The 22939-nt window shown below is 72.2% G+C and carries 19 protein-coding genes and 1 pseudogene; 11 read left to right on the plus strand and 9 right to left on the minus strand.

The window, feature by feature from the left end; genetic code table 11:
• Positions 1-73: 73 nt before the first annotated feature.
• Positions 74-805, minus strand: a pseudogene (locus ACQEVM_RS12215) (DMT family transporter); the annotation flags it as partial.
• A 292-nt stretch (positions 806-1097) separates the two neighbouring features.
• Here ACQEVM_RS12215 and ACQEVM_RS12220 point away from each other — a divergent pair.
• From ACQEVM_RS12220 to ACQEVM_RS12230, 3 genes are all read left to right on the plus strand, one after another.
• Complete coding sequence (locus ACQEVM_RS12220; RefSeq protein WP_433077824.1) at positions 1098-2561, plus strand: SDR family NAD(P)-dependent oxidoreductase; 1464 nt, start codon at positions 1098-1100, stop codon at positions 2559-2561.
• 680 nt (positions 2562-3241) lie between these two features.
• Positions 3242-3418 (plus strand): hypothetical protein, encoded by a 177-nt coding sequence (locus ACQEVM_RS12225; RefSeq protein ID WP_159041562.1) that lies wholly within the window; start codon positions 3242-3244, stop codon positions 3416-3418.
• A 234-nt stretch (positions 3419-3652) separates the two neighbouring features.
• Positions 3653-4636, plus strand: coding sequence for an NAD-dependent epimerase/dehydratase family protein (locus tag ACQEVM_RS12230; RefSeq protein ID WP_433077827.1), 984 nt, complete (start codon positions 3653-3655; stop codon positions 4634-4636).
• Here the strand turns inward: ACQEVM_RS12230 and ACQEVM_RS12235 are convergent.
• The gene (locus tag ACQEVM_RS12235; RefSeq protein ID WP_433077829.1) at positions 4622-6061 is read right to left on the minus strand and encodes a lipase maturation factor family protein; all 1440 of its coding nucleotides are present in this window, start codon (positions 6059-6061) and stop codon (positions 4622-4624) included. The genes ACQEVM_RS12230 and ACQEVM_RS12235 overlap by 15 nt on opposite strands.
• A gap of 166 nt (positions 6062-6227) precedes the next feature.
• On the opposite strand from ACQEVM_RS12235, the gene ACQEVM_RS12240 reads away from it, so the two are divergent.
• The 4 genes from ACQEVM_RS12240 to ACQEVM_RS12255 all read left to right on the plus strand — a co-directional run bounded on the left by ACQEVM_RS12240 (position 6228) and on the right by ACQEVM_RS12255 (position 10900).
• The gene (locus tag ACQEVM_RS12240; RefSeq protein ID WP_433077831.1) at positions 6228-7472 is read left to right on the plus strand and encodes a DUF6777 domain-containing protein; all 1245 of its coding nucleotides are present in this window, start codon (positions 6228-6230) and stop codon (positions 7470-7472) included.
• A gap of 7 nt (positions 7473-7479) precedes the next feature.
• A complete protein-coding gene (locus tag ACQEVM_RS12245; protein WP_433077833.1) occupies positions 7480-9543 on the plus strand; it encodes a SpoIIE family protein phosphatase in 2064 nt (687 codons plus the stop codon).
• A 61-nt stretch (positions 9544-9604) separates the two neighbouring features.
• Entirely contained in the window at positions 9605-10465 is an 861-nt protein-coding gene (locus ACQEVM_RS12250) for an Fpg/Nei family DNA glycosylase (protein ID WP_433077835.1), read from the plus strand.
• A 39-nt stretch (positions 10466-10504) separates the two neighbouring features.
• Positions 10505-10900 carry a hypothetical protein gene (locus ACQEVM_RS12255; RefSeq protein ID WP_433077837.1) on the plus strand — a complete coding sequence of 132 codons (396 nt, stop codon included), beginning with the start codon at positions 10505-10507 and terminating at the stop codon, positions 10898-10900.
• A gap of 29 nt (positions 10901-10929) precedes the next feature.
• Here ACQEVM_RS12255 and ACQEVM_RS12260 read toward each other — a convergent pair whose 3' ends face one another.
• Positions 10930-11394, minus strand: a complete 465-nt coding sequence (locus tag ACQEVM_RS12260; protein WP_433077839.1) for a hypothetical protein — start codon at positions 11392-11394, stop codon at positions 10930-10932.
• 246 nt (positions 11395-11640) lie between these two features.
• Positions 11641-12174 (minus strand): sigma-70 family RNA polymerase sigma factor, encoded by a 534-nt coding sequence (locus ACQEVM_RS12265; protein WP_433077841.1) that lies wholly within the window; start codon positions 12172-12174, stop codon positions 11641-11643.
• Positions 12175-12462: 288 nt separating this feature from the next.
• On the opposite strand from ACQEVM_RS12265, the gene ACQEVM_RS12270 reads away from it, so the two are divergent.
• Positions 12463-13683 carry a CapA family protein gene (locus ACQEVM_RS12270; protein ID WP_433077843.1) on the plus strand — a complete coding sequence of 407 codons (1221 nt, stop codon included), beginning with the start codon at positions 12463-12465 and terminating at the stop codon, positions 13681-13683.
• Between the two features lie 68 nt (positions 13684-13751).
• Here ACQEVM_RS12270 and ACQEVM_RS12275 read toward each other — a convergent pair whose 3' ends face one another.
• The gene (locus ACQEVM_RS12275) at positions 13752-14213 is read right to left on the minus strand and encodes a universal stress protein (protein ID WP_053682435.1); all 462 of its coding nucleotides are present in this window, start codon (positions 14211-14213) and stop codon (positions 13752-13754) included.
• A 60-nt stretch (positions 14214-14273) separates the two neighbouring features.
• Between ACQEVM_RS12275 and lysX the strand changes: the two genes are divergently transcribed.
• Together lysX and ACQEVM_RS12285 are read left to right on the plus strand one after the other, a co-directional pair.
• The gene (gene lysX / locus ACQEVM_RS12280) at positions 14274-17576 is read left to right on the plus strand and encodes a bifunctional lysylphosphatidylglycerol synthetase/lysine--tRNA ligase LysX (protein WP_433077846.1); all 3303 of its coding nucleotides are present in this window, start codon (positions 14274-14276) and stop codon (positions 17574-17576) included.
• A 113-nt stretch (positions 17577-17689) separates the two neighbouring features.
• A complete protein-coding gene (locus ACQEVM_RS12285; RefSeq protein ID WP_433077848.1) occupies positions 17690-18577 on the plus strand; it encodes a polysaccharide deacetylase family protein in 888 nt (295 codons plus the stop codon).
• Between the two features lie 43 nt (positions 18578-18620).
• Here ACQEVM_RS12285 and ACQEVM_RS12290 read toward each other — a convergent pair whose 3' ends face one another.
• Positions 18621-19286 (minus strand): class F sortase, encoded by a 666-nt coding sequence (locus ACQEVM_RS12290; protein ID WP_433077850.1) that lies wholly within the window; start codon positions 19284-19286, stop codon positions 18621-18623.
• Between the two features lie 352 nt (positions 19287-19638).
• Here ACQEVM_RS12290 and ACQEVM_RS12295 point away from each other — a divergent pair, with 352 nt between their 5' ends.
• Complete coding sequence (locus ACQEVM_RS12295) at positions 19639-20151, plus strand: hypothetical protein (protein ID WP_351386199.1); 513 nt, start codon at positions 19639-19641, stop codon at positions 20149-20151.
• A 161-nt stretch (positions 20152-20312) separates the two neighbouring features.
• Here the strand turns inward: ACQEVM_RS12295 and ACQEVM_RS12300 are convergent, their stop codons facing one another.
• The 3 genes from ACQEVM_RS12300 to ACQEVM_RS12310 all read right to left on the minus strand — a co-directional run bounded on the left by ACQEVM_RS12300 (position 20313) and on the right by ACQEVM_RS12310 (position 22246).
• Positions 20313-20975, minus strand: coding sequence for a hypothetical protein (locus ACQEVM_RS12300; RefSeq protein WP_433077852.1), 663 nt, complete (start codon positions 20973-20975; stop codon positions 20313-20315).
• A 200-nt stretch (positions 20976-21175) separates the two neighbouring features.
• The gene (locus tag ACQEVM_RS12305) at positions 21176-21946 is read right to left on the minus strand and encodes a DUF4239 domain-containing protein (protein ID WP_433077854.1); all 771 of its coding nucleotides are present in this window, start codon (positions 21944-21946) and stop codon (positions 21176-21178) included.
• A gap of 42 nt (positions 21947-21988) precedes the next feature.
• Positions 21989-22246 carry a hypothetical protein gene (locus tag ACQEVM_RS12310; protein ID WP_433077856.1) on the minus strand — a complete coding sequence of 86 codons (258 nt, stop codon included), beginning with the start codon at positions 22244-22246 and terminating at the stop codon, positions 21989-21991.
• Positions 22247-22939: the final 693 nt, after the last annotated feature.

Here is a 22939-nt window from a genome sequence, read left to right on the forward strand (position 1 = left end):
GGAGGAGGCCGGCCGCCGCCACCGCGGCGCACACCGCCGCCGCCACCGCGCCCAGCGACCCGTGGCGGAAGCCCTCGCCGAAGACCGAGATTCCCACGGCCGCCGCTACCACCGGGTTGACCACGGTCACCGTCGCCAGCGGCGCCGTCAGCCCCGCCCCCCGGTAGGCGGCCTGCGACAGCAGCAGTCCGCCCGCCGCCAGCGTGGCGATGGCCGCCAGGTCGCGCCACATCGCGGTCGGCGCGTCCAGGGAGAAGCCCTCCGCCACCGACTTCGTGAACACCGAGGCCATGCCGAAGGCCGTACCGGCCGCCCCGGCCAGCAGCACACTGCGCCGTACCGCCCGCCGCGTGCGGTGCGCCGTCAGGAACAGCACCGCCATGGACGCGCCCGCGACCACCAGCAGCAGGGTCCGACCCCCGTGCGTCAACGACTGCTCCGCCCGGCCCTCGCCGCCGGTCAGGGCCAACAGCCCCGCCAGGCCCACCGTGGCCAGCACCGCCCCGCGCCACGCCGCCGCGCCCGCCCTGCGATGGACGAGGACGGCCGCCATCGGGAGCGCGAAGACGATGGTCAGGGCTCCGAGCGGCTGCACCAGGCTGAGCGGTCCGTACGCCAACGCCACCACGTGCAACAGCGCGCCGAGCGCGTTCAGCCCGACCGCGAACCACCAACCGGCCCGGCGCAGGGGCGCGTAGGACCGGTTCGGCGAGCCCGCCGCCACCTGCTCCTGGAGGATGGCGCCGCCCGCATACGCGACGGCGGACACCAGGCAGAGCAGAACGGACACCGCGAAGGCACTCATGAATTCCACAATGCCCGACCCGGGCGCCCTATTCCTCCCCCCAAAGGAGCCTCCGGAGGGCTTCGTGTCATCCTCTCGGCATACTCCGGTGGGACTACGGGACGGCCGGACAGACGGATTCCGGCCACGTCGTCGATCAACGTCGGCCCCTCCCCACCGTGACGGGCCACTCGCGGTGCGTGAGGTGTCCGGGCGCGGGTTTGTCCCCGGGCGCGTCGCCTCCGTACAGTGGCCCTTTTGGGACCTCCGCAGCAGGCGGACGCGGACGAGTGATCAAGGAACGGCAGCGGCCATGACGGTGACCGAAGACAACCACGCATACGGGCCGGGCATCGACCCCGAGCGGCTGGCCCTCGTCCTCAACGTGCTCGGTGAACTCGACAAGCTCGACGTCGACCACCCCGACGCCATCACCGTACGCCGTGCCACTGCCGGCCTCTACCGCACGGTCAAGCAGCGTCGCCGCCAGGACCGCCGCGCCGCCAAGACCGCCAACGACAAGGCCGTCACCGAGGCGACCGCGACCGGCTCCGCCGAGCGCATCGACGACGAGACCCAGGGCAACGCCCTGACCGCCGCCACCAAGGGGCCGATCGCCGGAATACTCCAGCGTCCCCGCTCGTGCTACATCTGCAAGACCCGCTACGTCGAGGTCGACGCCTTCTACCACCAGCTCTGCCAGGACTGCGCCGCCTTCAACCGCGCCCGCCGCGACGCGCGCACCGACCTGACCGGCCGCCGCGCCCTGCTCACCGGTGGCCGCGCCAAGATCGGCATGTACATCGCGCTGCGGCTGCTGCGCGACGGCGCGCACACCACCATCACCACCCGCTTCCCCAACGACGCGATCCGCCGCTTCAAGGCCATGCCCGACAGCTCCGAGTGGCTGCACCGCCTGAAGGTCGTCGGCATCGACCTGCGCGACCCGGCCCAGGTCGTCGCGCTCGCCGACTCGGTCGCCGCCGAGGGCCCGCTCGACATCCTGATCAACAACGCCGCGCAGACCGTGCGCCGCTCCCCGGGCGCCTACAGCGAACTCGTCGCCGCCGAGAACGCTCCGCTGCCGGCCGGCGAGCTGCCCGCCGCCGAGGTCATCGGCACCTTCGGCAGCGGCACGGTCGACCGGGTCGCCGCCCTGCCCACCGGCAAGGGCGAGAAGCTCAGCGCGCAGGACGTCACCGAGCTGGCGCTGGTCTCCGGCTCCGCCTCCCTGGAGCGGATCGCCGCCGGCACGGCCATCGACGCCGGTGGCCTGGTCCCCGACCTGCACGACACCAACAGCTGGATCCAGACGGTGTCCGAGGTGGACCCGATCGAGCTGCTCGAAGTGCAGCTGTGCAACTCCACCGCGCCGTTCATCCTGATCAGCAAGCTCCGGCCGGCGATGGCCGCCGCCGAGGCCGGCCGCGGGTACGTCGTCAACGTCTCCGCGATGGAGGGCGTGTTCAGCCGCGGCTACAAGGGCGCCGGCCACCCGCACACCAACATGGCCAAGGCCGCGCTGAACATGCTGACGCGGACCAGCGCGCAGGAGATGTTCCAGAAGGACCAGATCCTGATGACCGCGGTGGACACCGGCTGGATCACCGACGAGCGGCCCCACCCGGACAAGGTCCGGCTCGCCGAGGAGGGCTTCCACGCCCCGCTCGACCTGGTGGACGGCGCGGCCCGCGTTTACGACCCGATCGTGCGCGGCGAGGCGGGCGAGGACCTGTTCGGCGTCTTCCTGAAGGACTACGCCCCCGCCAACTGGTAGGCCTTCCCCTCCGCACCCGCTCGCCCGTGCCGACTTCGGCCGGGCGAGCGGCGTTTCCTCCCCGGGGCGCGGCCCCGAAGCACCGGACCGTGCGTACGACGCTCCCGAGCGCGAGGTCCCCGCGTCCTCCTTTCGGGTGAGGCCGCGAGCGCGCGGCGACCTCCCGCGGGCTGCCGCGTACGGGCCCGTCTCGATGACGCGGGCCGCCGCCCGGCCGTCACCCGCCCGGCCCAACGCCCGGGCCCGCCCCTCATGCGCCCGCCGCGTCCCGTCCTGCCCTGTGCGGCCCGCGCCGGTCGTCCCGTTCCGCCGGGACGCGGCCGTCGTGTTGCCGGCGGAACCCGCGCGGGTGGACCCGGTCGCCGCTACGGTCGGGATTGCCGCCGGCACCCCGGCAGGCCCAACTGACCGCCCCGCTTCGTGTCTTCGCGCACGTCGAACAGTCCACTCCGGTGAACCGCCGGCGTCCGACGTGCTGAACTCGGGGCGAAAACGAGTGATCCGGCGTGGATTTTACCGTTCCATCGAGCGGGGCCCCGCTCATATGTGTACTCTGATCGGCATGGAGGCCTCACCCGGGCCCCGCTCCACCAAGGCGCCACCGCGTCCGGAAAACCTTTATTTCCCTATCTCCGGCGCGCGATCAGCCCGCTGGGTTACGCGACACAAGGGAGTTCGCGGTGACTGAAATGACCAAGCCCGACCCATCGCTGGAGCGCACCGTCCGAGCGGTGAAGGGGAAGACCCGGTCCGACGAACTCGGAAGCCTCGAAGTGTGGGCGCGGTCCGCCCCCATCCGGCTGGCGGGTTACGAGGACGACCTGGCCGAACCGCACATTCTCCCCGGCATCGACTAGAGCCACCGGCCCCACGGCCCCGACCTGCGCCCCCGCGCCACCACGGCGACGGGGGCGAGGCATGTGCCCCTCGGCCCCGACGGGACCCGACGCGACCGCGACACCCGACAGGACCCGACGCGACTGCGACACCGGGCCGTACGGCCGGAGTTCCCGATTCGCGTACGCCCTGGGCGTCATCGCCGAGAGCGATCACGGGTTCCGCGCCGGTCACCTGCCGGGCAGGCTCATCCCATGAAACTGCTGATGCTGGGTGGTACCGAATTCGTCGGCCGCGCGATCACCGAGGACGCCCTCGCCCGGGGCTGGGAGGTGACCGTATTCCACCGCGGCCACCATGCGCCCCCGCCCAACGTCCTCGCCGTGCACGGGGACCGCACCTCCGCCGAGGGCCTGGCCGGCCTCGCCGACGGTGAGTGGGACCTCGTCGTCGACACGTGGAGCGGCGCGCCCACCGCCGTGCGTGACGTCGCCCGCCTGCTGGCCGACCGCGTCGGGCGGTACGTGTACATATCCAGCCGCTCGGTGTACGCCTACCCGGCGCCGGCCGGCCTCGACGAGGACGGCCCGCTCGTCGAGGGCTCGGCCGACGCCGAGTCCGTCGCCTACGCCGAGGACAAGCGCGGCGGTGAACTCGCCGCCCTCGACGCCTTCGGCGACCGCGCCCTGCTGGTGCGCGCCGGGCTCATCATCGGTCCGTACGAGAACGTCGGCCGACTGCCCTGGTGGCTCGACCGCGCCGCCCGCGGCGGCCCGATGGTGGCCCCCGGGCCGCGTGGGCACCGGCTCCAGTACATCGATGTGCGCGACCTCGCGGCCTGGACCCTGGACGCCGCCGAGGCCGGGCGCGGCGGCCCCTACAACCTGGTTTCCCCGGTCGGTCACGCCACGATGGAGGAGCTCCTGGAAGCGTGCCTCGCCGCCACCGGCGGGAACGCGGAACTGCGCTGGATCGACCCGGCCGCGATCGAGGCGGCGGGCGTCCAGCCGTGGACCGAACTGCCGATCTGGCTTCCCGAGGGCGGCGAACTGCACGCGTACATGAGCGGCGACGTGACCAAGGCGGTGGAGGCGGGCCTCGTGTGCCGCCCCGTCGTCGAGACCGTCGCCGACACCTGGACCTGGCTCCGATCCCTCGACGGCGACGCCCCGCTACGCCCCGACCGCTCGGCCAAGGGGATCTCCCCGGAGCGGGAGGCGGCGCTACTCGGGCTCTGACCGGGAGGTCTCCGCGAGGCGGGTGGGTGGCAGGTACTCGCGCAGCAAGGTGCGGTGCCACCACGCGCCCGTCTCACGGAGCTCCCGCCAGGTCGTGAACCGGTAGCGGTAGAGCCTGGCCCGCACATGCGCCGGTGGGGCGTCCGGGAAGGGGTTGTGCCGCAGCAGCCGCAGGGTGTCCCGGTCTCCGGCCAGCAGGCGTTCGACGAACGGCCCGAACCAGTCCCGCGCGTAGCCGGGGGAGAGCGCCGCGAACCACATCAGCCAGTCCAGGCGCAGATGGTACGGGGCGAACTGGCGGGGCATCCGGCCCGGTGCGCCCGGCTTGCCCCTGAACTCGTAGGCGCGCCAGTCGCCGTCCTCGCGCGGCACCCGGTCCGCGCTCCCCTCCACCACCACCTCGTCCCGGACGCGCCCCACCGTGCCGAACGCCCCGTAGGTGTTGACCAGGTGCAGGGAGTCGAAGGAGCGGTTCATCGCCTGGCGGCGGGAGGCCATGTTGGCCACCGGGTGCCGGCTGAGCCAGAGCAGCAGGGCGCTCACCGCGCACACCAGCGCCACGAACCAGAGGGGAGCCCCGCGCGAGGCGGCCTCCGGCGGCGGACCCGCGAGCCCCGTGAAGTCGATCGCCGACAGCGCGATCGTGATCGTGATCCAGTTCAGCCACGCGAAGTTGCCCGACAGGACCAACCACGCCTGGGTGGCCACGACGATCGCGGCGGCGTACGAGGCCACCGGCTGCGGAGTGAAGAGCAGCACCGGCACCACGAGCTGGGTCACGTGGTTCGCGGCGCATTCCACGCGGTGCAGCGGCTTCGGAAGGTGGTGGAAGAACCAGCTCAGCGGCCCGGGCATCGGCTGGGTCTCGTGGTGGTGGTAGAGGCAGGTGAGTTTGCGCCAGCAGGGGTCGCCCCGCATCTTGATCAGCCCGGCCCCGAATTCCACCCGGAAGAGGACCCACCTCAGCAGCCACAGCACCAGCACCGGCGGCCCGATCCGGGCGTTGCCGAGAAAGACCGCGAGGAAGCCCACCTCCAGAAGCAGCGACTCCCAGCCGAAGGCGTACCAGGTCTGTCCCACGTTCACGATCGACAGGTACAGCAGCCAGGGAACGGCCCACATGGCCATCGCCGCCGCCAGCGGCACCAGGTCCCCGACGCCGGCGGCGAGCGCGGCCGCGAACACCGCCCCCGTCCACGCGCAACCGGCGAACAGGCCGTCGGAGTAGCGCAGTTGGAACAGGCTCGGGGCGCGCCGGAAGGGCACGTGCCGCACGTGGCGCGGCACGGGCAGCATGCCGTGCGTCCCGATCAGCGCCCGGAACTGCAGGGCCGCCCCGATGAAGGCGAGCAGGTACACCCCGGCCAGGGCCCGCTGGAAGACCAGCCGGCCCAGCCAGTAGTCGGGCGCCGTGAACCAGTCCATCCCCTCCAGTATCGGGCGCCGGGGCGGACGGCGCCGGTTCGTGGGGAGGCGTACGCGCTCTCGAAGGGGGCTGTGACCACACAAGTTCCTTGAACGCGTTCAAGATGCGGCTCCGGGGGAGATGCGGCAGACAAGGAGGAGCAACCGGGGCGAAAGGAAGAAACACGTGAGCGACGGGCCCGACGTGCACGCATCGACAGACCGTCAGAATCCACACCGTCACACACCACGCCGTCACACACCGGCCAGGGCGCCGCTCTTCGCGCTCGTCGGCCTGCTCGGGCTGCTCGCCACGGCCTGCGGCACGACCGAGGAACCCCGGGCCGCGACAGCCGGCCCCGAGAGCCAGGAGGTCCACCTCCAGTCGGTCGGCACGGCCGGCCCCGACCCGTTCACCAACTCCTCCGCCACCGCCGAATCCGCCCCCGTCCAGCCGCCGCTCCCCAACGCGTCCGGCCAGGGCATCCGCACCGTCAACGCCGCCACCCCGGGCCTGTACGGCGGAACCCAGCGGCTCGGCAGTTGCGACGTCGAACAGCAGGTCGGCTTCCTCACCGGGGACGACGCCAAGGCCGGCGCCTTCGCCCGCGCCTCGGGCATCGAACAGGCGAAGCTCCCCGAGTACCTGCGCGGCCTCACCCCGGTGGTGCTGCGCGCCGACGCCCGCATGACCAGCCACGGCCTGCGCGACGGCCGTGAGACGAGCTTCCAGTCCGTGCTCCAGGCCGGGACGGCCGTCCTCGTGGACAACCACGGCATGCCCCGCGTGCGCTGCGCCGGCGGCAATCCCCTGGGCGCGCCGCGCGCCCCCAAGGGGAGCCCGGTGCTCAAGGGCGACGCGTGGAACGGCTACCAGGCGAACCAGGTGATCGTCATCGAGCCCACCGCCCAGGTGCTGGGCCGACTCACCATCGTCAACATCGCCAACAACACCTGGATCGAGCGGACGAGCGGCGACGACGGAGCCCAGGACAGGACTCCGCAGGTGGTGCCCCCCTACGATCCGTCGGACGGCATCCCGAACGGTCCCGCCACCACCGCCGAGTCGTCCCCCGGGGAGTCGGCACCCTCCGGGGCGCCGTCCGACGGCCCCTCCGGCCCGCCCGCGGACGTTCCCGGCGGCCTTCCCCCCGGCGTCCCGAACGGGCAGCCGCAGGAGGTGCCGTCCGGCCCGGCGGCCGGGGTGCCCTCCGAGGTCCCGCCCGGCGTACCGCCCGGTCAGCCGTCGGACGTCCCCCCGGACCTCTTCACGGAGCCGATGCCCGTCGACCCCGGGTCGCCGAACGGTGACCCCGGGTTGCCGACCGGACCGGACGCGGTGCCGGACCAGGGGGATCCGTACGGCCCGGGCAACGTCCCCGACGTCGGACGGCAGCCCTCGGACCCGGGCGGGCAATTGGAGAGCGCCTGACCCGCCGGTGTGTCATGGTGGATCGGTGCCGACCACCGTATCGCTGCCGGACGACTGGCCCGCACACCCGGACCGGTCGCTCTCGCTGAACCGCATGGGCAGTTTCGACTGGGACCTGGTCACCGGGCTCATGCATCTGGACGCAGCGGCCCTCGACGTCTTCGACACGGACCCCGCCACGTACGACGGACGCCCCGCGTCCCTGTCGCCACGCGTTCCGGCCGCGGAGGCGACCCGGCTCGACGCCCTCGTCTCCGGCGCGCTCAAGAGCGGGGTGGACAGCTACGGCGCCTACTTCCGCATCCGCTGCCGCGACGGCCGACTGCGCTGGACGCACACCCAGGGCCGGGTCATGCGCGGCACGGACGGGCGGCCGCACCGGATCATCGGCATCGTCCGCGACGCGACCGAGGAGCTCAGCCACTCGGCCGAGCGCCTCGGTCTGGACGAGGAACGCCGCCGCCAGACCTCCGTGGTGGAGAGCACCACGGCCGCCCTCGCCCACGCGCGCACCGTTCGGGACGTCATCGACGTCATCGGCGACGCCCACGGCCTGGAGCGGCTCGGCTCCATGGGCATGGTGATGGGCCTCGTCGAGGCCGGCCGCATCCACCTGGTGGCCGAAGGACCCGTGGGCAGTTTCCTGCCGGGCACCCGCTACACCCGCATCGACGAGGCGTACCCGATGAGCGAGGTCGTCCGCTCGCTCGAACCCTGCTTCCTCGATTCCGCGGAGGAATTCGCCGAGGGCTATCCGGAGCTCTGGGCCAAGATCTCGTACATGGACATCTCGGCCGCCGCGTACCTGCCGCTGATCGCCCAGGCCCGCCCGATCGGCGCCATCGGACTCCTCTACCAGGACAAGGACGGCTTCACCCAGGACGAACGCAATCTGCTGGTCGCCCTGGGCAGCAGCATCGCGCAGAGCCTCCAGCGGGCCATGCTGCTCGAACAGGAACACGACCTTGCGGAGGGCCTCCAGCAGGCCATGCTCCCGCGCCGCATCCCGTCCGTCCCCGGCGTCGACATCGAGGTCCGCTACCGCTCCGCCCGGATGGGCCAGGACATCGGCGGCGACTGGTACGACGTCATTCCGCTGCCGGGCGGCAAGGTGGGCGCGGTCATCGGGGACGTGCAGGGCCACGACACCCACGCGGCGGCGGTCATGGGGCAGCTGCGGATCGTGCTGCGCGCGTACGCGGCCGAGGGGCACTCGCCGGCCACGGTGATGGCCCGGGCGTCCGTCTTCCTCCACGAACTGGACACCGACCGGTTCGCCACCTGTCTGTACGCCGAGGTCGACCTGGCCACGGGCGTGCTCCAACTGGTCCGGGCCGGCCACATCGACCCCCTGCTGCGCACCCGGGACGGGGACTGCCTGCGGCTGCCGGTGGAGGGCGGGATGCCGCTCGGGCTGTCGGCGGAGTTCGGCAGTCTGGAGTACGGCGTCACCACGGTCGAACTCGATCCCGGGGAAACGCTTCTGCTCTGCACCGACGGGCTCGTCGAACAACCCGGCGCCGACCTCGACGACGGCATCCGACTCCTCACCACCCTGATCCGCAAAGGACCGGCCGACCTGGGGGAGCTGGCCGACCGGCTCTGCGAGGTCGTCGACGAGCGGGGCGGCAACGACGACATGGCCCTGCTGCTGCTGCGACGCCAACCGGACGAGACCCCACAGGCCGGCGGACGCCTCCAGCAGCACGTGGCCCCCGGCGACCCCGAGGCGCTGGTCGCCGCCCGCCACATGATCGGCGCGGCGGTGCGGGCCTGGGGAGCCCGGGGCCGGTCCGACGAGATCGAACTGGTCGCGGACGAGCTGATCGTCAACGCCCTGATGCACACGGACGGACCGGCGATCGTGACGCTGCGGATCCTGGCCGGTTCGCAACGAAGGCTGCGGGTGGAGGTCGAGGACCGCTCCAGCGCGTTGCCGAGGCGTCGGGAGGCGGGCGACTCCGGGGTGTCGGGGCGAGGTCTGATGCTGGTGGACCGGCTCGCGGACGTGTGGGGCGTGGAGCCGCGGGGGAGCGGCAAATGCGTGTGGTGCGAGTTCGTCATGGGGTAGGTGAGGCGCCCGGTGCGCATGCCGAGTCGCGCGGTCGGGGAGCCGGCGGCAGGCTGGGAGGATGCCTGAACTGCCCGAGGTCGAGGCTCTGCGGGAGTTCCTCGACGAACACCTCGACGGACGGGTCGTCGAACGCGTCCTGCCGCTCGCCGTCAGCGTGCTCAAGACGTACGATCCCCCGCTCACCGCCCTCGAAGGCCACTCGATCGGGCCCACCGTGCGGTACGGGAAGTTCCTGGCCCTGAGCGTCGGCGAACTCCACCTCGTCACCCATCTGGCCCGGGCCGGCTGGCTGCGCTGGCAGGACGCCATGCCCGAGCAGCCGCCGCGCCCCGGGAAGGGTCCGCTCGCCCTGCGTCTCGTGCTGGAGGGCGGCGGCGGCTTCGACCTCACGGAGGCGGGCACGCAGAAGCGGCTCGCGGTGTACGTGGTCCGCGATCCGCAGGAGGTTCCCGGCATCGCCCGGCTCGGGCCGGACCCGCTGGCCGAGGACTTCGACCGGGACGCCTTCGCGGCGCTGCTGGCGGGGGAGCGGCGGCAGATCAAGGGGGTGCTGCGCGACCAGGGCGTCATCGCCGGCATCGGAAACGCGTACAGCGACGAGATCCTCCACGCGGCCCGCGTCTCGCCCTTCAAACTGGCCGCCTCCTTCGACGAGCCGCAGGTGGCCTCCCTGTACGAGGCCCTCCAGAGCACCTTGCGCGAGGCGGTGGCCCGGGCCCACGGGGTCGCCGCCGGGCGGCTGAAGGCCGAGAAGAAGAGCGGCCTGCGCGTGCACGGCCGGACGGGGGAGCCCTGTCCGGTGTGCGGCGACACCGTGCGCTCGGTGTCCTTCGCCGATTCCTCGCTCGAGTACTGCCCCACCTGCCAGACCGGCGGCAAGCCACTCGCGGACCGGAGGCTGTCCCGGCTCCTGAAATAGCCTTCTCCCGCCGCGACCGGCTGCGTAGAATCCGCCACCATGGCCGAGCATCAGCCGCCGCCCCGGCGGGAGACCGTCACGGGGGTGCCGCGCGGTGCCCGCCGCAGGCCGCCACACACGCCGGCGCGATCCGAGATCTCGGAGCAGACCACCCTCGGGGCCACCTACGTACGCGCCCTGATGCGCAGTCAACTCCGGGCGGGAATTGGCGCGTTGGCTGCGCTCCTGCTGCTGGTGGCGACGCTGCCGCTGCTGTTCCTGCTGCCGCACGTGGGCTCGGGGCCGCTGGTCCGGGTCGTGCTCGGCCTGCTCGTGTACCCGGTGATGTGGCTGATCGCCCGGTGGTACGTGACACGGGCCGAGCGGAACGAGGCCGACTTCACCGGGCTGGTCGCGGATCCCGCGGAGGCCCCGGGGTCACGCCGCCCGGGATAGTCCCCGAGGCGCGGGCTCCCCGTCGCACCTCAGAACAGCTGCATCGCCAAGTGCCCCAACGGAAGGCCCAGTTGCCAGGCCGGGGTCCAGATGCGGGCGTTCTCGTCCAGCCCCGGAGGCATCTCCTCGGGCTCGCTCCGCTCGGGTTCGAGGTTGGTGGCGAACAGCTCGGTGCGGTCCAGCCACCGCCAGGCGGCGCGGGCCAGCTCCAGGTCGGCGTTCGCGCCGCCGTCGTGTGTCCGGTCCTCCTCGCCGAGTTGCAGGAAGCGGGTCTCCACCCAGTCGCGCCACGGGTGTCCGTACGCCGTCAGCGACATCCACTCGTCGAGTTGGGACACCACGCGGATCCCGGACAGCTCGCCGGCGGCGTCCGAGAGGTAGATGGTCAGCGCGAGCGTGTCGCGTCCCGCGCGGAACTCCTGTGTTCCGGCCGGGATCAGCCGGCCCGTGCGCAGCAGCTCGTCCGCGATGTACTCCGCGTAGAGCCATGCCATGGGCACCGCCAGCCCACCGCCACTGGTGCCGTTCAAACCCTCGGGCTGCACCGTTCCACCCTCTCCCGCGTGTCGAGCGTCCCGTCGTCAGCCCTGAGCCTTCACCGAGCGACTCGCGGAGCGGGGGATGTTTACTCAACTTGAACGCTCTGATGCCGATTTCGATGCGCTTCATGTCCGATCCGTGCGCATTGGAGACATTCTTTGAGCGGACCCATGGACGGTTCTCCACCCGGTCGGGGTCGCTCAGGCGCCGAGTCCGTACCCCTGGAGCCCCTTCCTCAGGGCGCGCAGGGCGTAGTACGTGCGGGATTTGACGGTGCCGGCCGGAATGCCGAGTTCCGCCGCGGCCTCGGCCACCGACCGGTCCTGGAAGTAGACCTGCATCAAGACCTCGCGGTGCTCCGGCCCCAGGGTGCCGACGGCGCGCCGCACGTCGATCGCCGTGACCGAGCCGGCCACCGCGTCCACGGGCGCCGGTGCCTGCTCCAGGCCGTCCGGCTCCACCTCCTGCGGCCGGGACAGCCTGGCCCGGCGCGCGTCGATCGCCAGTCGCCGGGCGACGGTGAAGAGCCAGGGCCGCATGGAGTCGTGGCTGCTCGCCAGCACCTCGGGGTGCTGCCAGACCCGTACGAGGGTCTCCTGCACCAGGTCCTCGGCGCGTTGCGCGTCCCCTGCCGTGAGGCCGAGCAGGAAACCGAACAGAGCCCGCCCGTGGTCGCGCTGGAGTTCGGCAAGCGCCTCGGGATCCGTGCGCCGCAGGGTGGGAGAGGTTGGCACGAGTGGCTCCTTCCGAGGTTCGCCGGCGTCCGCTGGGGAGCCCGCCCGGGTCGACGCACTCACCCTGACCTGCGCGGAGCCACCCCGGAACCGTCCTGCGCCGCCGGTGCGCCCAAGCACCCGGGTCGTCCGGTGGGCGGCCCCGCCGGACGGTGAACGGTCGAACGGCGCGGCGAACGGCCATCGGGGTGAGCCGGCGGGCGACGGGCGGCCCCGCTCCTTGACAGGGGACGCCTTCTTCTATGAATTCAGATCATCGGATAGTCCTACTAATGAGAGTTGGGGCAGATGACCACGCGCACCCGCCGGGCCCTCGCGCTGCTGTCCGCGGTCCTGCTGTCGGCCGCCGTCGCGGGCTGCTCCACCTCCGACCGAACCGCCCCCGCCGCTCTGGTGCCGCCCCAGAGCCCCCCACCGTCCAAGGCCGCCGGCGCCCCCGCGGCCGGGGCCCCCGCGAGGGGGTTCACCCTGGTGGCGACCGGCGACGTACTGCCCCACACCTCCGTCATCCGGCAGGGGGCGGTGGACGCGGCCGGCGACGGCCACGACTTCAAGCCGTTGTTCGCAGGCGTCAAACCGGTCGTCTCGGCAGCCGACCTGGCCCTCTGCCACATGGAGACGATCTACGGCGAGGAGGGCGGGCCCTTCAGCGGCTACCCCGCCTTCAAGTCGCCCCCCGAGATCGCCGACGCACTGAAGGACGCGGGCTACGACGGCTGCTCCACCGCGTCGAACCACACCCTGGACGACGGGGAGGAAGGGCTGGAACGCACCCTCGACCGCTTCGACAAGGTCGGCCTGGGACACGCCGGTTCGGCCCGGACCGCCGCCGAGGCCGCCAGGACCAGGCTGTACACCGCGGGCACCGCCAAGGTCGCCCACCTGGCGTACACCTTCGACACCAACGGCTATCCGATGCCCGAGGGCAAGCCGTGGTCGGTCAACCTGCTCGAATCCAAGAAGATCGTCGCGGACGCGCGGGCGGCCCGGAAGGCGGGCGCGGACGTGGTGCTGGTCAGTACGCACTGGGGCACGGAATGGCAGACCGAGCCCGACGAGAAGCAAGTGTCCCTGGGCAGGGAACTCACGGCGTCGCAGACGGCCGGACGGCCGGACATCGACCTCGTTCTCGGCACCCACGCGCACATCCCACAGGCCTACGAAAAGGTCAACGGGACCTGGATCGTCTACGGCATGGGCGACCAGGTGGCGGGCGAGATGTACAACCACGAGGGAGACCGCGACCTGCGCGGCAGCTACAGCTCCATCGGCCGCTTCACCTTCGCCCCGCCGGCCGCGGCCGGGCAGCGCTGGCAGGTCACGAAAGCCGAGTTCATCCCGCAGCTCATGGACAACGACGAAGGCAGGGTCGTCAACCTCGTCGACGCCCTGGCCGGACAGTCGGACCGGGACGACCACCGCACCGCGCACGAGGCCATCACCGAGGCCGTCCTCAGCCGGGGCGCCGCCAAGGACGGCCTGAAAGCGGTCACCCGGCCGACCCGCTGACGCGCGGTGGACCGGGTGACGCGCGGTGGACCGGGTGACCCGGACCGGGCCGGGTCGCAGCGGTCGGGCTACGGCACGACGGTGACGGGCCAACGGCCCGCCTTGACCAACCGGACCGCCACCGAGCCGATGATCCGGTGTCCGGCCTGCTCGGAGGCGCCCACCACCACCGCGTCCGCCGTCAGCTCCTCCGCGGCGCTCACCAGGCCCGCGTACGGGTCCCCGCGGAACGTGTGGAACTGCCAGCGCACCTCGAAGATGCCCTTGAGCCGTTCCGCCGAGGCGCGGATCTCCGCGACGATGCCCTCGGCGATCTCCCCGGTCGCATCCGCCACCGGCGCGCCCAACGAGGCACCCGCCTGCATCACCGGCTGGACGTACACCAACGCCAGCAGCGCGTTCTGCCGCCGGGCCAGCCCCGCCGCGTAGGCCGCCGCCCGGAGCGAGGACTCCGACCCGTCGACCCCGGCCAGGATCACCTTCGGACCGTCCGTACCGCGCTCGAATCCCGTGTTCACGTGCTCTGTCACGCCTCCGAGGCTAGCCGCCTCGCCGCGCGGAGCGGCACCGGCCTCCCTACAGTGCGAACCATGAGTGCCACCGTGGAGGAGACACGCGGAACCCGGAACCGCTTCCTCAACCGGGTTCCCGACGCGTTCGGAGCGTTCTTCGGGGCGCTCGGCCTGTTCTGCGCCCTGCTGGCGCTCTCCCCGACGCTGCGCAGACTCCTGCGGCACATCGTGCGCTTCCTCGACGAGTACGTGGTGCCCGTCAGCGAGAACCTCGCGTACGCCGTCTTCCTCTTCCTGCTGGCCGCCGCCCTCGGCATGCGCAAGCGGGTCGCGTGGTGGATCGTCGTCACCTATCTGGCCCTGCTGATCCTCGTCGACGTCCTGATCATCGCGGACGGGGACTACGGGGTCGGCGGGATCTCGATGGGCATCTCCGTCGCGGCCCTCGTCGTCCTGATCGCCGCCCGCCAGGAGTTCTACGCCGCCTCCCGCCCCGGCGCCCTGTGGCGGGCCCTGCTCGTGCTGGGCCTCGGACTGCTCGCCGCCGTCCTCCTCGGCTGGGGCCTGGTCGCACTGTTCCCCGGCACCCTGCCCAAGGGGCAGTGGCTCGACTGGGCCGCCAAGCAGGTGTTCGGCGGACTCTTCTCCGCCCGCCAGTTCGACGGCCGCCCGCCCCGCCCCCTCTACTTCCTGCTCGGCCTGTTCGGCGCCCTCGCCCTGCTGAACGCGGCCGCCACCCTCTTCCGCTCCCAGCGGCTGACCGCCGCCCTCCACGGCGACGAGGAGGCCCGCATCCGCGCCCTCCTCGGCGCGTACGGACGCGCCGACTCCCTCGGCTACTTCGCCACCCGCCGGGACAAGGCCGTCGTGTTCGCCCCCAGCGGCAAGGCCGCCGTGACCTACCGCGTGGAGGCGGGCGTCTGCCTCGCCAGCGGCGACCCGGTCGGCGACCCGGCGGCCTGGACCCCGGCCATCAACGCCTGGCTGGCGGTCGCCGGCCGCTACGGCTGGCAGCCCGCCGTCATGGGCGCCTCCGAGGACGGGGCGACCGCGTACGCCCGCTCCGGGCTCGGCGCCCTGCAACTCGGCGACGAGGCCATCCTGCAAGTCGCCCACTTCGACCTCGACGGCCGCGACATGCGCGTCACCCGGCAGGCCGTCAACCGGGTCCGCCGCGCGGGCGCCACCACGATCATCCGACGCCACTCCGCCCTCTCCGAGGACGAGATGCAGATGATCGTGGATCGGGCCGACACATGGCGCGACACCGAGACCGAACGAGGCTTCTCGATGGCCCTGGACCGGCTCGGCGACGCCGCCGACGGAGACTGCCTGCTGGTCGAGGCCCTCGACGACAAGGGCGAGCTGATCGCCCTGCTGTCCTTCGTCCCCTGGGGCAAGGACGGCATCTCCCTCGACCTGATGCGCCGCGACCGCTCCGCGCCCAACGGGGTCATGGAGTTCATGGTCGCCCAGCTGTGCGCCGCCGCGCCCGGCCTGGGAGTACGCCGGATCTCCCTGAACTTCGCCGTCTTCCGGTCCGCGTTCGAGGAGGGCGGCCGGATCGGCGCCGGCCCGATCCTGCGGCTGTGGCGCAGACTGCTGCTGTTCTTCTCCCGCTGGTGGCAGCTGGAGGCCCTCTACCGCTCCAACGTCAAGTACGGCCCCGAGTGGTACCCCCGATTCCTCTGCTACCAGGACGCCGGCTCGCTCGCCCGGGTCAGCCTCGCCTCCGGCATCGCCGAGGGCTTCGTCTCCGTACCGCGCATGCGCACCCTGTGGGGCAACGGCCACCCCAAGGGCCTCACCGCCCCGTCCAGCACCGTGGGTCTGCCCTCCATCGACTCCCTGGGACTGGAATCGGCGGGGGAGCCCGGCCAGGGCGCCCCCGCCGAACGACTGCCCGAGCAGGTGCGGGTCCGCCACGCCAAGCTGGACCGGATCCGGGCCGCCGGCACCGACCCCTACCCGGTCGGCATCCGACAGCGCACCCACACCGTCGCACAGCTGAAGGCCGCCCACCCCGGCTACCCGCCCGGAGCCCGGACCGGCGAGGAGGTGACCCTCGCCGGCCGCCTCATGGTGGTACGCGACCTCGGCGGCGTGGTCTTCGCCGTGCTGCGCGACTGGACCGGCGACACCCAGCTGATGTTCACACGGGACGAGGCCGGAGCGGAGGTACTGGACTCCTTCACCTCCCAGGTCGACTTCGGCGACCAGGTCGTGGTCTCCGGGGAGGTCGGCACCAGCAGGACCGGCGAGCTGTCCGTCGTGGTCACCTCCTGGCAGCTCACCGGAAAATGCCTGCGACCGCTGCCCGACAAGCGCAAGGGTCTCGCCGACCCCGAGGCGCGCGTGCGCCGGCGCTACCTCGACCTCATCGCCGGCCCGGAGGCCCGGGACGTCGTACGCGCCCGCTCCAGCGCCGTCCAGGCCCTGCGTCAGGGACTGCTGGACCGCGGCTACCTGGAGGTCGAGACCCCGATGCTCCAGCAGATCCACGGCGGGGCGAACGCCCGGCCGTTCCGCACCCACATCAACGCCTACGACCTCGACCTGTACCTGCGCATCGCACCCGAGCTGTACCTGAAGCGGCTCTGCGTCGGCGGCATGGAGAAGGTCTTCGAGATGGGCCGCACCTTCCGCAACGAGGGCGTCTCCTACAAACACAACCCCGAGTTCACGATGTTGGAGGCGTACCAGGCGTTCGCCGACTACGACGTGATGCTCGACCTCACCCGCGAACTCATCCAGGGCGCCGCCACCGCCGCCTACGGCTCTCCCATCGCCCACAAGGCGGACGCCGACGGCAAGCTCGTCGTCCACGACATCTCCGGGACCTGGCCGGTCAAGACGATGTACGGGGCGATCAGCGAGGCACTCGGCGAGGAGGTCGACGCCGACACCGAGGAACACGTGCTGCGCCGGCTGTGCGACCGCGCGTCGGTCCCGCACACCCCCGAGAACACCCGCGGCGACGTGGTGCTGGAGATGTACGAGCGGCTGGTGGAGGAGCGGACCAAGCTCCCCACCTTCTACAAGGACTTCCCCACCGACGTCTCCCCACTGACCCGACAGCACCGCAAGGACCCCAGACTCGCCGAACGCTGGGACCTGGTGGCCTTCGGCACCGAACTGGGCACCGCCTACTCGGAACTCACCGACCCCGTGGAACAGCGCCGCCGACTCACCGCGCAGTCGCTGTTGGCGGCGGGCGGCGACCCGGAGGCGATGGAACTCGACAACGACTTCCTGGACGCGTTGGAGTACGCGATGCCGCCGACCGGGGGGCTGGGCATCGGCGTCGACCGACTCGTCATGTTCCTCACGGGTCTGACGATCCGCGAGACGCTCCCGTTCCCGCTGGTGCGCCGCGGCTGACGGGGCCGGACGCGGCTGACCCGTCCGGCCTCGGCTGGTCCGTGCGGGTGAGGGGGAGGAAGCGCTCCCGCGCCTCTCGACATCTTCGACGATGTCGTTGATACGTAGTAAGAATGAAAAATGACGAACCGACAGTAGGGCGACGCGTGCTCCTGCGCAGCGCCGTCTTCCTCGGAGTCGCCGCCGCCTCCGGGCTGCTGACCGGGGGCGAGACCGACACACAGGTCCCGAGAACCGCCGGCCCGGCCCCGGCCGCCGGCCCCGGACCCGCCGCAGGCCCGCCCGCCCGCCTGCCCCAGGGCCCGCCCCCCACCTCGTACCGGCTGGCCCCCATGACCTCCGACTCACCCGTGCGTCCGGCCGTCGCGAAGCCCGCCGTCCGCACCCGCCCCATCGAGGGACTGCCGGCCGACCCGGGCACGGCCGCCGCCATGGTGCTCACCTTCGACGACGGCCCCGACCCCCGCTACACCCCCGGGATCCTCGACACCCTCGCCCGGTACCAGGTCCGCGCCATGTTCTTCGTCTGCGGGGAGATGGCCACCGACAACCGCGACCTGCTGCGTCGCATGGTTGCCGAGGGGCACGTCATCGGCAACCACACCTGGACCCACCCGCTGATCCCCCAACTCACCCGCCCCGCCCTCACTTCCGAGATCGGACGCACGAGCGAGGTCGTCCACCAAGCGGTGGGCGAGGCACCCAAGTGGTTCCGGGCGCCGTACGGGGCCTGGAACAGGGCCGCGTTCGAGATCGGGGCCGACCTGGGCATGGAGCCGCTGGCCTGGACCGTGGACTCCCTGGACTGGACGGAACCCGGCACCACGACCATCGTCTCGCGCGTCCTCAAGGGCGCCGGACCCGGGGTGATCGTGCTGAACCACGACGCGGGCGGAAACCGCGCGCAGAGCGTCCAGGCACTCGCCACCTACCTGCCCCAACTGCTCGCGCGGGGCTACCGGATGACCCTGCCGACGCTGCCCGCGTCGCCGCCGCGCTGAGGATGCCCCGCGCGGCGTCGACGCGTCGACGTCGATCGACTGCTCAGCGGGCCTCCACCATCCGGGCGAAGACGACCACGTTGCCGTCGTAGCCCCGGGCCTTCGAGTAGCCGCCGCCACAGGTGATCACCCGGAGTTCCGCGTGCCCGGTGTCCCCGTACACCCGGGCTCCGGGGAAGGCGTCCTTGGAGAAGACCTCCACGCCGTACACCTCGAACACGGCCGTGCGCCCGTCGTACCGCTCCACCTCGATGCGGCTGCCCTTGCGGACCGACCCCAGACCGTAGAAGACGGCCGGACCCTGCGCGTTGTCCACGTGACCCACGATCACGGCGGACCCGCGCTGACCCGGCGAGATCCCGTTGAGGTACCAGCCGGCCAGGTTCGGATCCGCCGGCGGCGGGGCGTCGATCCAGCCCGTCGCGTCCAGCCCGACCGTCATCACCGGCGCGTCCACGCTGATCCCGGGAATCCGGATGCGCTGGACCGACGAGTGCTCCAACACCTCCATGTCCGCGGGCGGCGCGGGCGGTGCTGCCGGCAGTCGGTCGGTATGCGCCCCGACCGCCGCCGCGGCGGCGGGCTGTGGCGGCCCGCCCTCGAAGTCCACGCCGTTGCGCATCATGGCGAGGCCGGTGAGCAGGACCAGCGCGAGCGCACCCCAGGGGGAGTACCTCCTCGGTCGCTGCTCACTTTCGTCCTCGGTCATGGCTCTCCCTTCCCGACGCGGGGGTCCCGACCCGCGTTCCAGTCCCTCCCCGGTACGCCCTACTTCACGCACGCTAAGGGTGCATGCGCGAGACGGCGATCGGGGAGGGGCGAACGGGTGGTGCCGCCGGACGGGGTGCGGCCATCCAGGTAATCGTCACATAAATGCCTGACGGGTCGTGACCTGCGGATCCGTCAGATGAGATGTCCGCGCTTCGGCGTGTCGCTCAACCGGGCGGCCCAAAGCCGGAAATGCGCTGGTTGCGAGCCGACCCGAGGGTTCGTGATGGGAGGCGTTCTCGTCGATCTTCCCGGGCGACCGCTCCGGGGCGCTTTCCGCTGGAGGTTCCACCATGCGTGCTTCTCGCGCTCTTGCCGTGACCGCCGCGGCGTTCGCCGTCGTCGGTCTCGGGATTCCGTTCGCCTCGGCGAACCCGGCCGGCGGGCCGCCATCAGGCGGCGGCAACGGCCCAAGCAACGTCACGGTCAACCCGTACTCCGTCCACCAGGGCGCCACGATGCAGGTCAGCGCGGCCGGCTGCGGCCACGGTGGCACGGTCTGGTCGCACGGCAACTTTCCGCAGACGAACCTGTCGGCCGGTTCCATCGGGTTCGCGACCGTCCGCATCTTCAACCACGCGTCTCCCGGCCACCAGACGCTGTCCGTCAAGTGCCACGACAACAGCCTCGTGGCCACGCACCGCTTCACGATCCTCGACGGGCGCGGTGCGCAGGGCGGCCTGGGCGGCTCCTTCGGCCCGTCCGCCACCGAGACCGCCATCGGTGCGGGGCTCATCAGCGCCGCCGCCCTCGGGGCCGGCGTCCACGTGCTGCGCCGTCGCCGTCCGCTCGCCGGCCGGGTCTGACCGGCCCCGCTCCCCGGTCGTCCCGGAACCGCCGGTCGCCCCGAAGTCCTGACCAGGACTCGGGGCGACCGGCGGTTGTCGGGTACGTGGAACGGGAGGTGTGTACGGGCGGTACGGGTGGTGCGCACGGGCCGGGCGGGACGGAGTCCGTTGCGAGTGGGTCAGTGGCCGCGGGCCGAGCGGCGCCGGCGCAGGGCGTACGTGGTACCGGCCGCGCCGGCGAGCACCAGGGCCGCGCCCAGGCCCAACTCCACGGGGTCCATGCCGGCCACGCTGCCGCCGAGTCCGCCTCGGACACCGAGTCCGGGGGAGCTGGAGGCGGGGCGGGACACGGACCGGGTGGGCGTGACGCCGGACGTCCGGGTCGGCGTCCGGGTGGGAGCGACGGCGGGCGGCGGGGGCGGGATCGGGGCCGGCGTGCGGCGGACGCCCACGGTGGAACTGGTGGTGGGCCGGGCCGTGCCACCGGCGATCGTCAGGTCGGCGGACCCGGTCTCCCCGTTGCAGGTGAAGGAGACGGAGTACAGGGCCCCGACCCGCGCGTCCCGGTCCACGGTGACCCGCGCGGTCTGGCCGCGGGCGATGCTGACGGTGTCGAAGACGCCGGAGGAGGCGGTGGCGAACGCCGAATCGCAGCCGCTGACGGAGAGCACCGCCTGACCGCCGGGCGTGACGGTCGAGGGGGTGATGGCGAAGCCGAACGAGGTGATGGGCGCGGCCTCGGCCGCGGAGGCGGCGGGCGCGCCCAGGGCGCCGAGCGCGAGAGCGGTACCCGTGGCACCGGCGCTCAGCAGGGCAGTGGCGGAGCTGCGTATCGCACCCATGGAGTTTCTCCGGATCCCCGAGGAGCAGCCGCGGAACGGTTTCCGCACGTGGGGGGTCGTGCGCCTCGATGCTCGCCACGCTAGGTGCGGGGGCGGTGACCCGCGATCAGGAACGGGCGAATGGGGCATGCCGGTAGGCCGAACCGGGGACGGGAGGCCCGTCCCCGGTTTGCCGACGGACGCCGGGCTGCGGTGCCCCGTCAGTTCTCCAGGCCCAGATGCGGGAACTGGGCGAGGAAGGGTTCCGCGGTCGCCGCGATGCCCCGCCCGAACGGTGCGTCGAAGTCCCAGATCAGGAAGAGCAGGAAGGCGATCAGGGCGCTGAAGAGCCCCGCCAGCAGCATCTCGCGGAACGAGCGCCGGATCTGGAGGGTGAAGATCAACCCGACCGTCACCAGGGCGCCGGCGATCAGCCCGAACCACACCACACCGGGCATGGTGGCCCCGGCGCTCTGGCCGCGGGCGTTGCGGGCGTCGTCCACCAGCGCGACCTGGTCGACCAGAGGCTGGTAGGCCTGCCCCTCGTGGTCGGTCCGCGGCTCGTAGTCGGTCACGTCCCGGCGAATGCGCTCCAACAACTGTGCGCTCTGATCGGTGAGTTCACCGTTCTCCGCCATCCGCGTCCACTCCGTGTCGACCACGTGCGTCACATACGCGTCGACGTCGGAGCGGATCTTCTTGCGGACGTCAGGCGGATACACCTCGGATCGGACGCTGATCTCGTGCAGGGCCTGCGATTCCTGGCGCACGTATTCCTGGGCGGCCCCGCGGCCCTCCCAGACGCCCGCGATGGCCAGGCCCAGGACGATCGCGTAGATCACCCCGATCATCATCGTCATGTACTCGATGACGTCCGGGGTCTCGTTCGGATCGTCGTCGTCGCCGATCCGCCGGTGATTGAAGAAGGCGATGGACAGCACCACGGCGCAGGCCGCTGCCATCGCGAGGGACAGGACGAGCCATTCCGACAAGATGACTCCAAGACAAGGGGTAGGGAAAGGACCGAGGGCGGGTCAGCGCGGGCGCAGCGCGACGATCGCGAGCACCGCGGGAGCCGCGGTCATGAGGGTGAAGGTGACCGGCGAGATGTGGTGCTCGACCGGCTTGCGGGTCATGGCGTGGTAGGTCGGCCGGGCGACGACCTTGGGCTGTGCGGGCGGCGGGGTCACCACGGGGGTGGGCGCCGGCTCCGGTGCGGGTTTCGGCGGCGGCGGGGCCGCCGGCTTGTGGACCACGAGGACCGGAGGCGCGGGTGCCGCCGGCTTGGGCACCGGTTCGGGGGCGGGCTTCGGGGGCGGCTCGGGGGCCGGCTCGGGCGGTGCGGGAGGCGGCGGGGTGGGCTTGGGCTTCGGCGGCGGGGTGGGCTTCGGCGGTGGCGGGGTGGGCGTGGGTGTCGGAGTGGGGGTCGGTGTGGGCGTCGGCTTCGGCGGGCAGGGCGGGGGAGGTGGGGGCGGGCAGTGGTACCCACCGTGATGGCCCCCGTGATGGCCTCCGCCGTGGTGCCCGTCGTGACCATGACCGCGACCGTTTCCGCGTTCGTTCCCGCGTTCGTTCCCGCGGTCGGGTCCCTCGCTGTTCCCCCGGTCGTTTCCACGGCCGGCGGCGTGGCTGTTTTCGTGATGTGCGCCACCTCGGCCGGCCCCGCCCCCGCCCTTGTCGGAGGCCACGAACGCCCTGACGGCGGTCGCGCCGTCCCCGGTGTCGATCGTCGCGTAGGCGCGGCTATCAGCCACGGCCGGCGTGGCGGACAAGGCCGCCCACAGCAGGACCGGGACCGCCAGCAGGCGCCGGGCACAGGCTCTGTTCACCCCGGGAGCATGGGCCCGCGCGCGCCCGCGCACGTGAAGGTCGGCTCTGGTTCGCCTGAACGGGCGGAGTTCAGAGCATAGAGGTTTGAGCCAGTCTTCGGTCGTGTCAGGTTACCGATCGGTCAATTCCCAAAAGGTATTTGTCGGTTTCGCTCA

It is taken from the genome of Streptomyces sp. CA-243310, from assembly GCF_050936775.1.
GTDB lineage: Bacteria > Actinomycetota > Actinomycetes > Streptomycetales > Streptomycetaceae > Streptomyces.

Excerpts from the sequence above, each read along its gene's own strand:
- ACQEVM_RS12290 (WP_433077850.1), bottom strand. The coding sequence starts at position 19,286 with ATGACCGAGGACGAAAGTGAGCAGCGACCGAGGAGGTACTCCCCCTGG.
- lysX (WP_433077846.1), top strand. The coding sequence starts at position 14,274 with ATGAGTGCCACCGTGGAGGAGACACGCGGAACCCGGAACCGCTTCCTC.
- ACQEVM_RS12235 (WP_433077829.1), bottom strand. The coding sequence starts at position 6,061 with ATGGACTGGTTCACGGCGCCCGACTACTGGCTGGGCCGGCTGGTCTTC.
- ACQEVM_RS12260 (WP_433077839.1), bottom strand. The coding sequence starts at position 11,394 with ATGGCATGGCTCTACGCGGAGTACATCGCGGACGAGCTGCTGCGCACG.
- ACQEVM_RS12250 (WP_433077835.1), top strand. The coding sequence starts at position 9,605 with ATGCCTGAACTGCCCGAGGTCGAGGCTCTGCGGGAGTTCCTCGACGAA.
- ACQEVM_RS12300 (WP_433077852.1), bottom strand. The coding sequence starts at position 20,975 with ATGGGTGCGATACGCAGCTCCGCCACTGCCCTGCTGAGCGCCGGTGCC.
- ACQEVM_RS12295 (WP_351386199.1), top strand. The coding sequence starts at position 19,639 with ATGCGTGCTTCTCGCGCTCTTGCCGTGACCGCCGCGGCGTTCGCCGTC.
- ACQEVM_RS12270 (WP_433077843.1), top strand. The coding sequence starts at position 12,463 with ATGACCACGCGCACCCGCCGGGCCCTCGCGCTGCTGTCCGCGGTCCTG.
- ACQEVM_RS12255 (WP_433077837.1), top strand. The coding sequence starts at position 10,505 with ATGGCCGAGCATCAGCCGCCGCCCCGGCGGGAGACCGTCACGGGGGTG.
- ACQEVM_RS12230 (WP_433077827.1), top strand. The coding sequence starts at position 3,653 with ATGAAACTGCTGATGCTGGGTGGTACCGAATTCGTCGGCCGCGCGATC.
- ACQEVM_RS12220 (WP_433077824.1), top strand. The coding sequence starts at position 1,098 with ATGACGGTGACCGAAGACAACCACGCATACGGGCCGGGCATCGACCCC.
- ACQEVM_RS12285 (WP_433077848.1), top strand. The coding sequence starts at position 17,690 with ATGAAAAATGACGAACCGACAGTAGGGCGACGCGTGCTCCTGCGCAGC.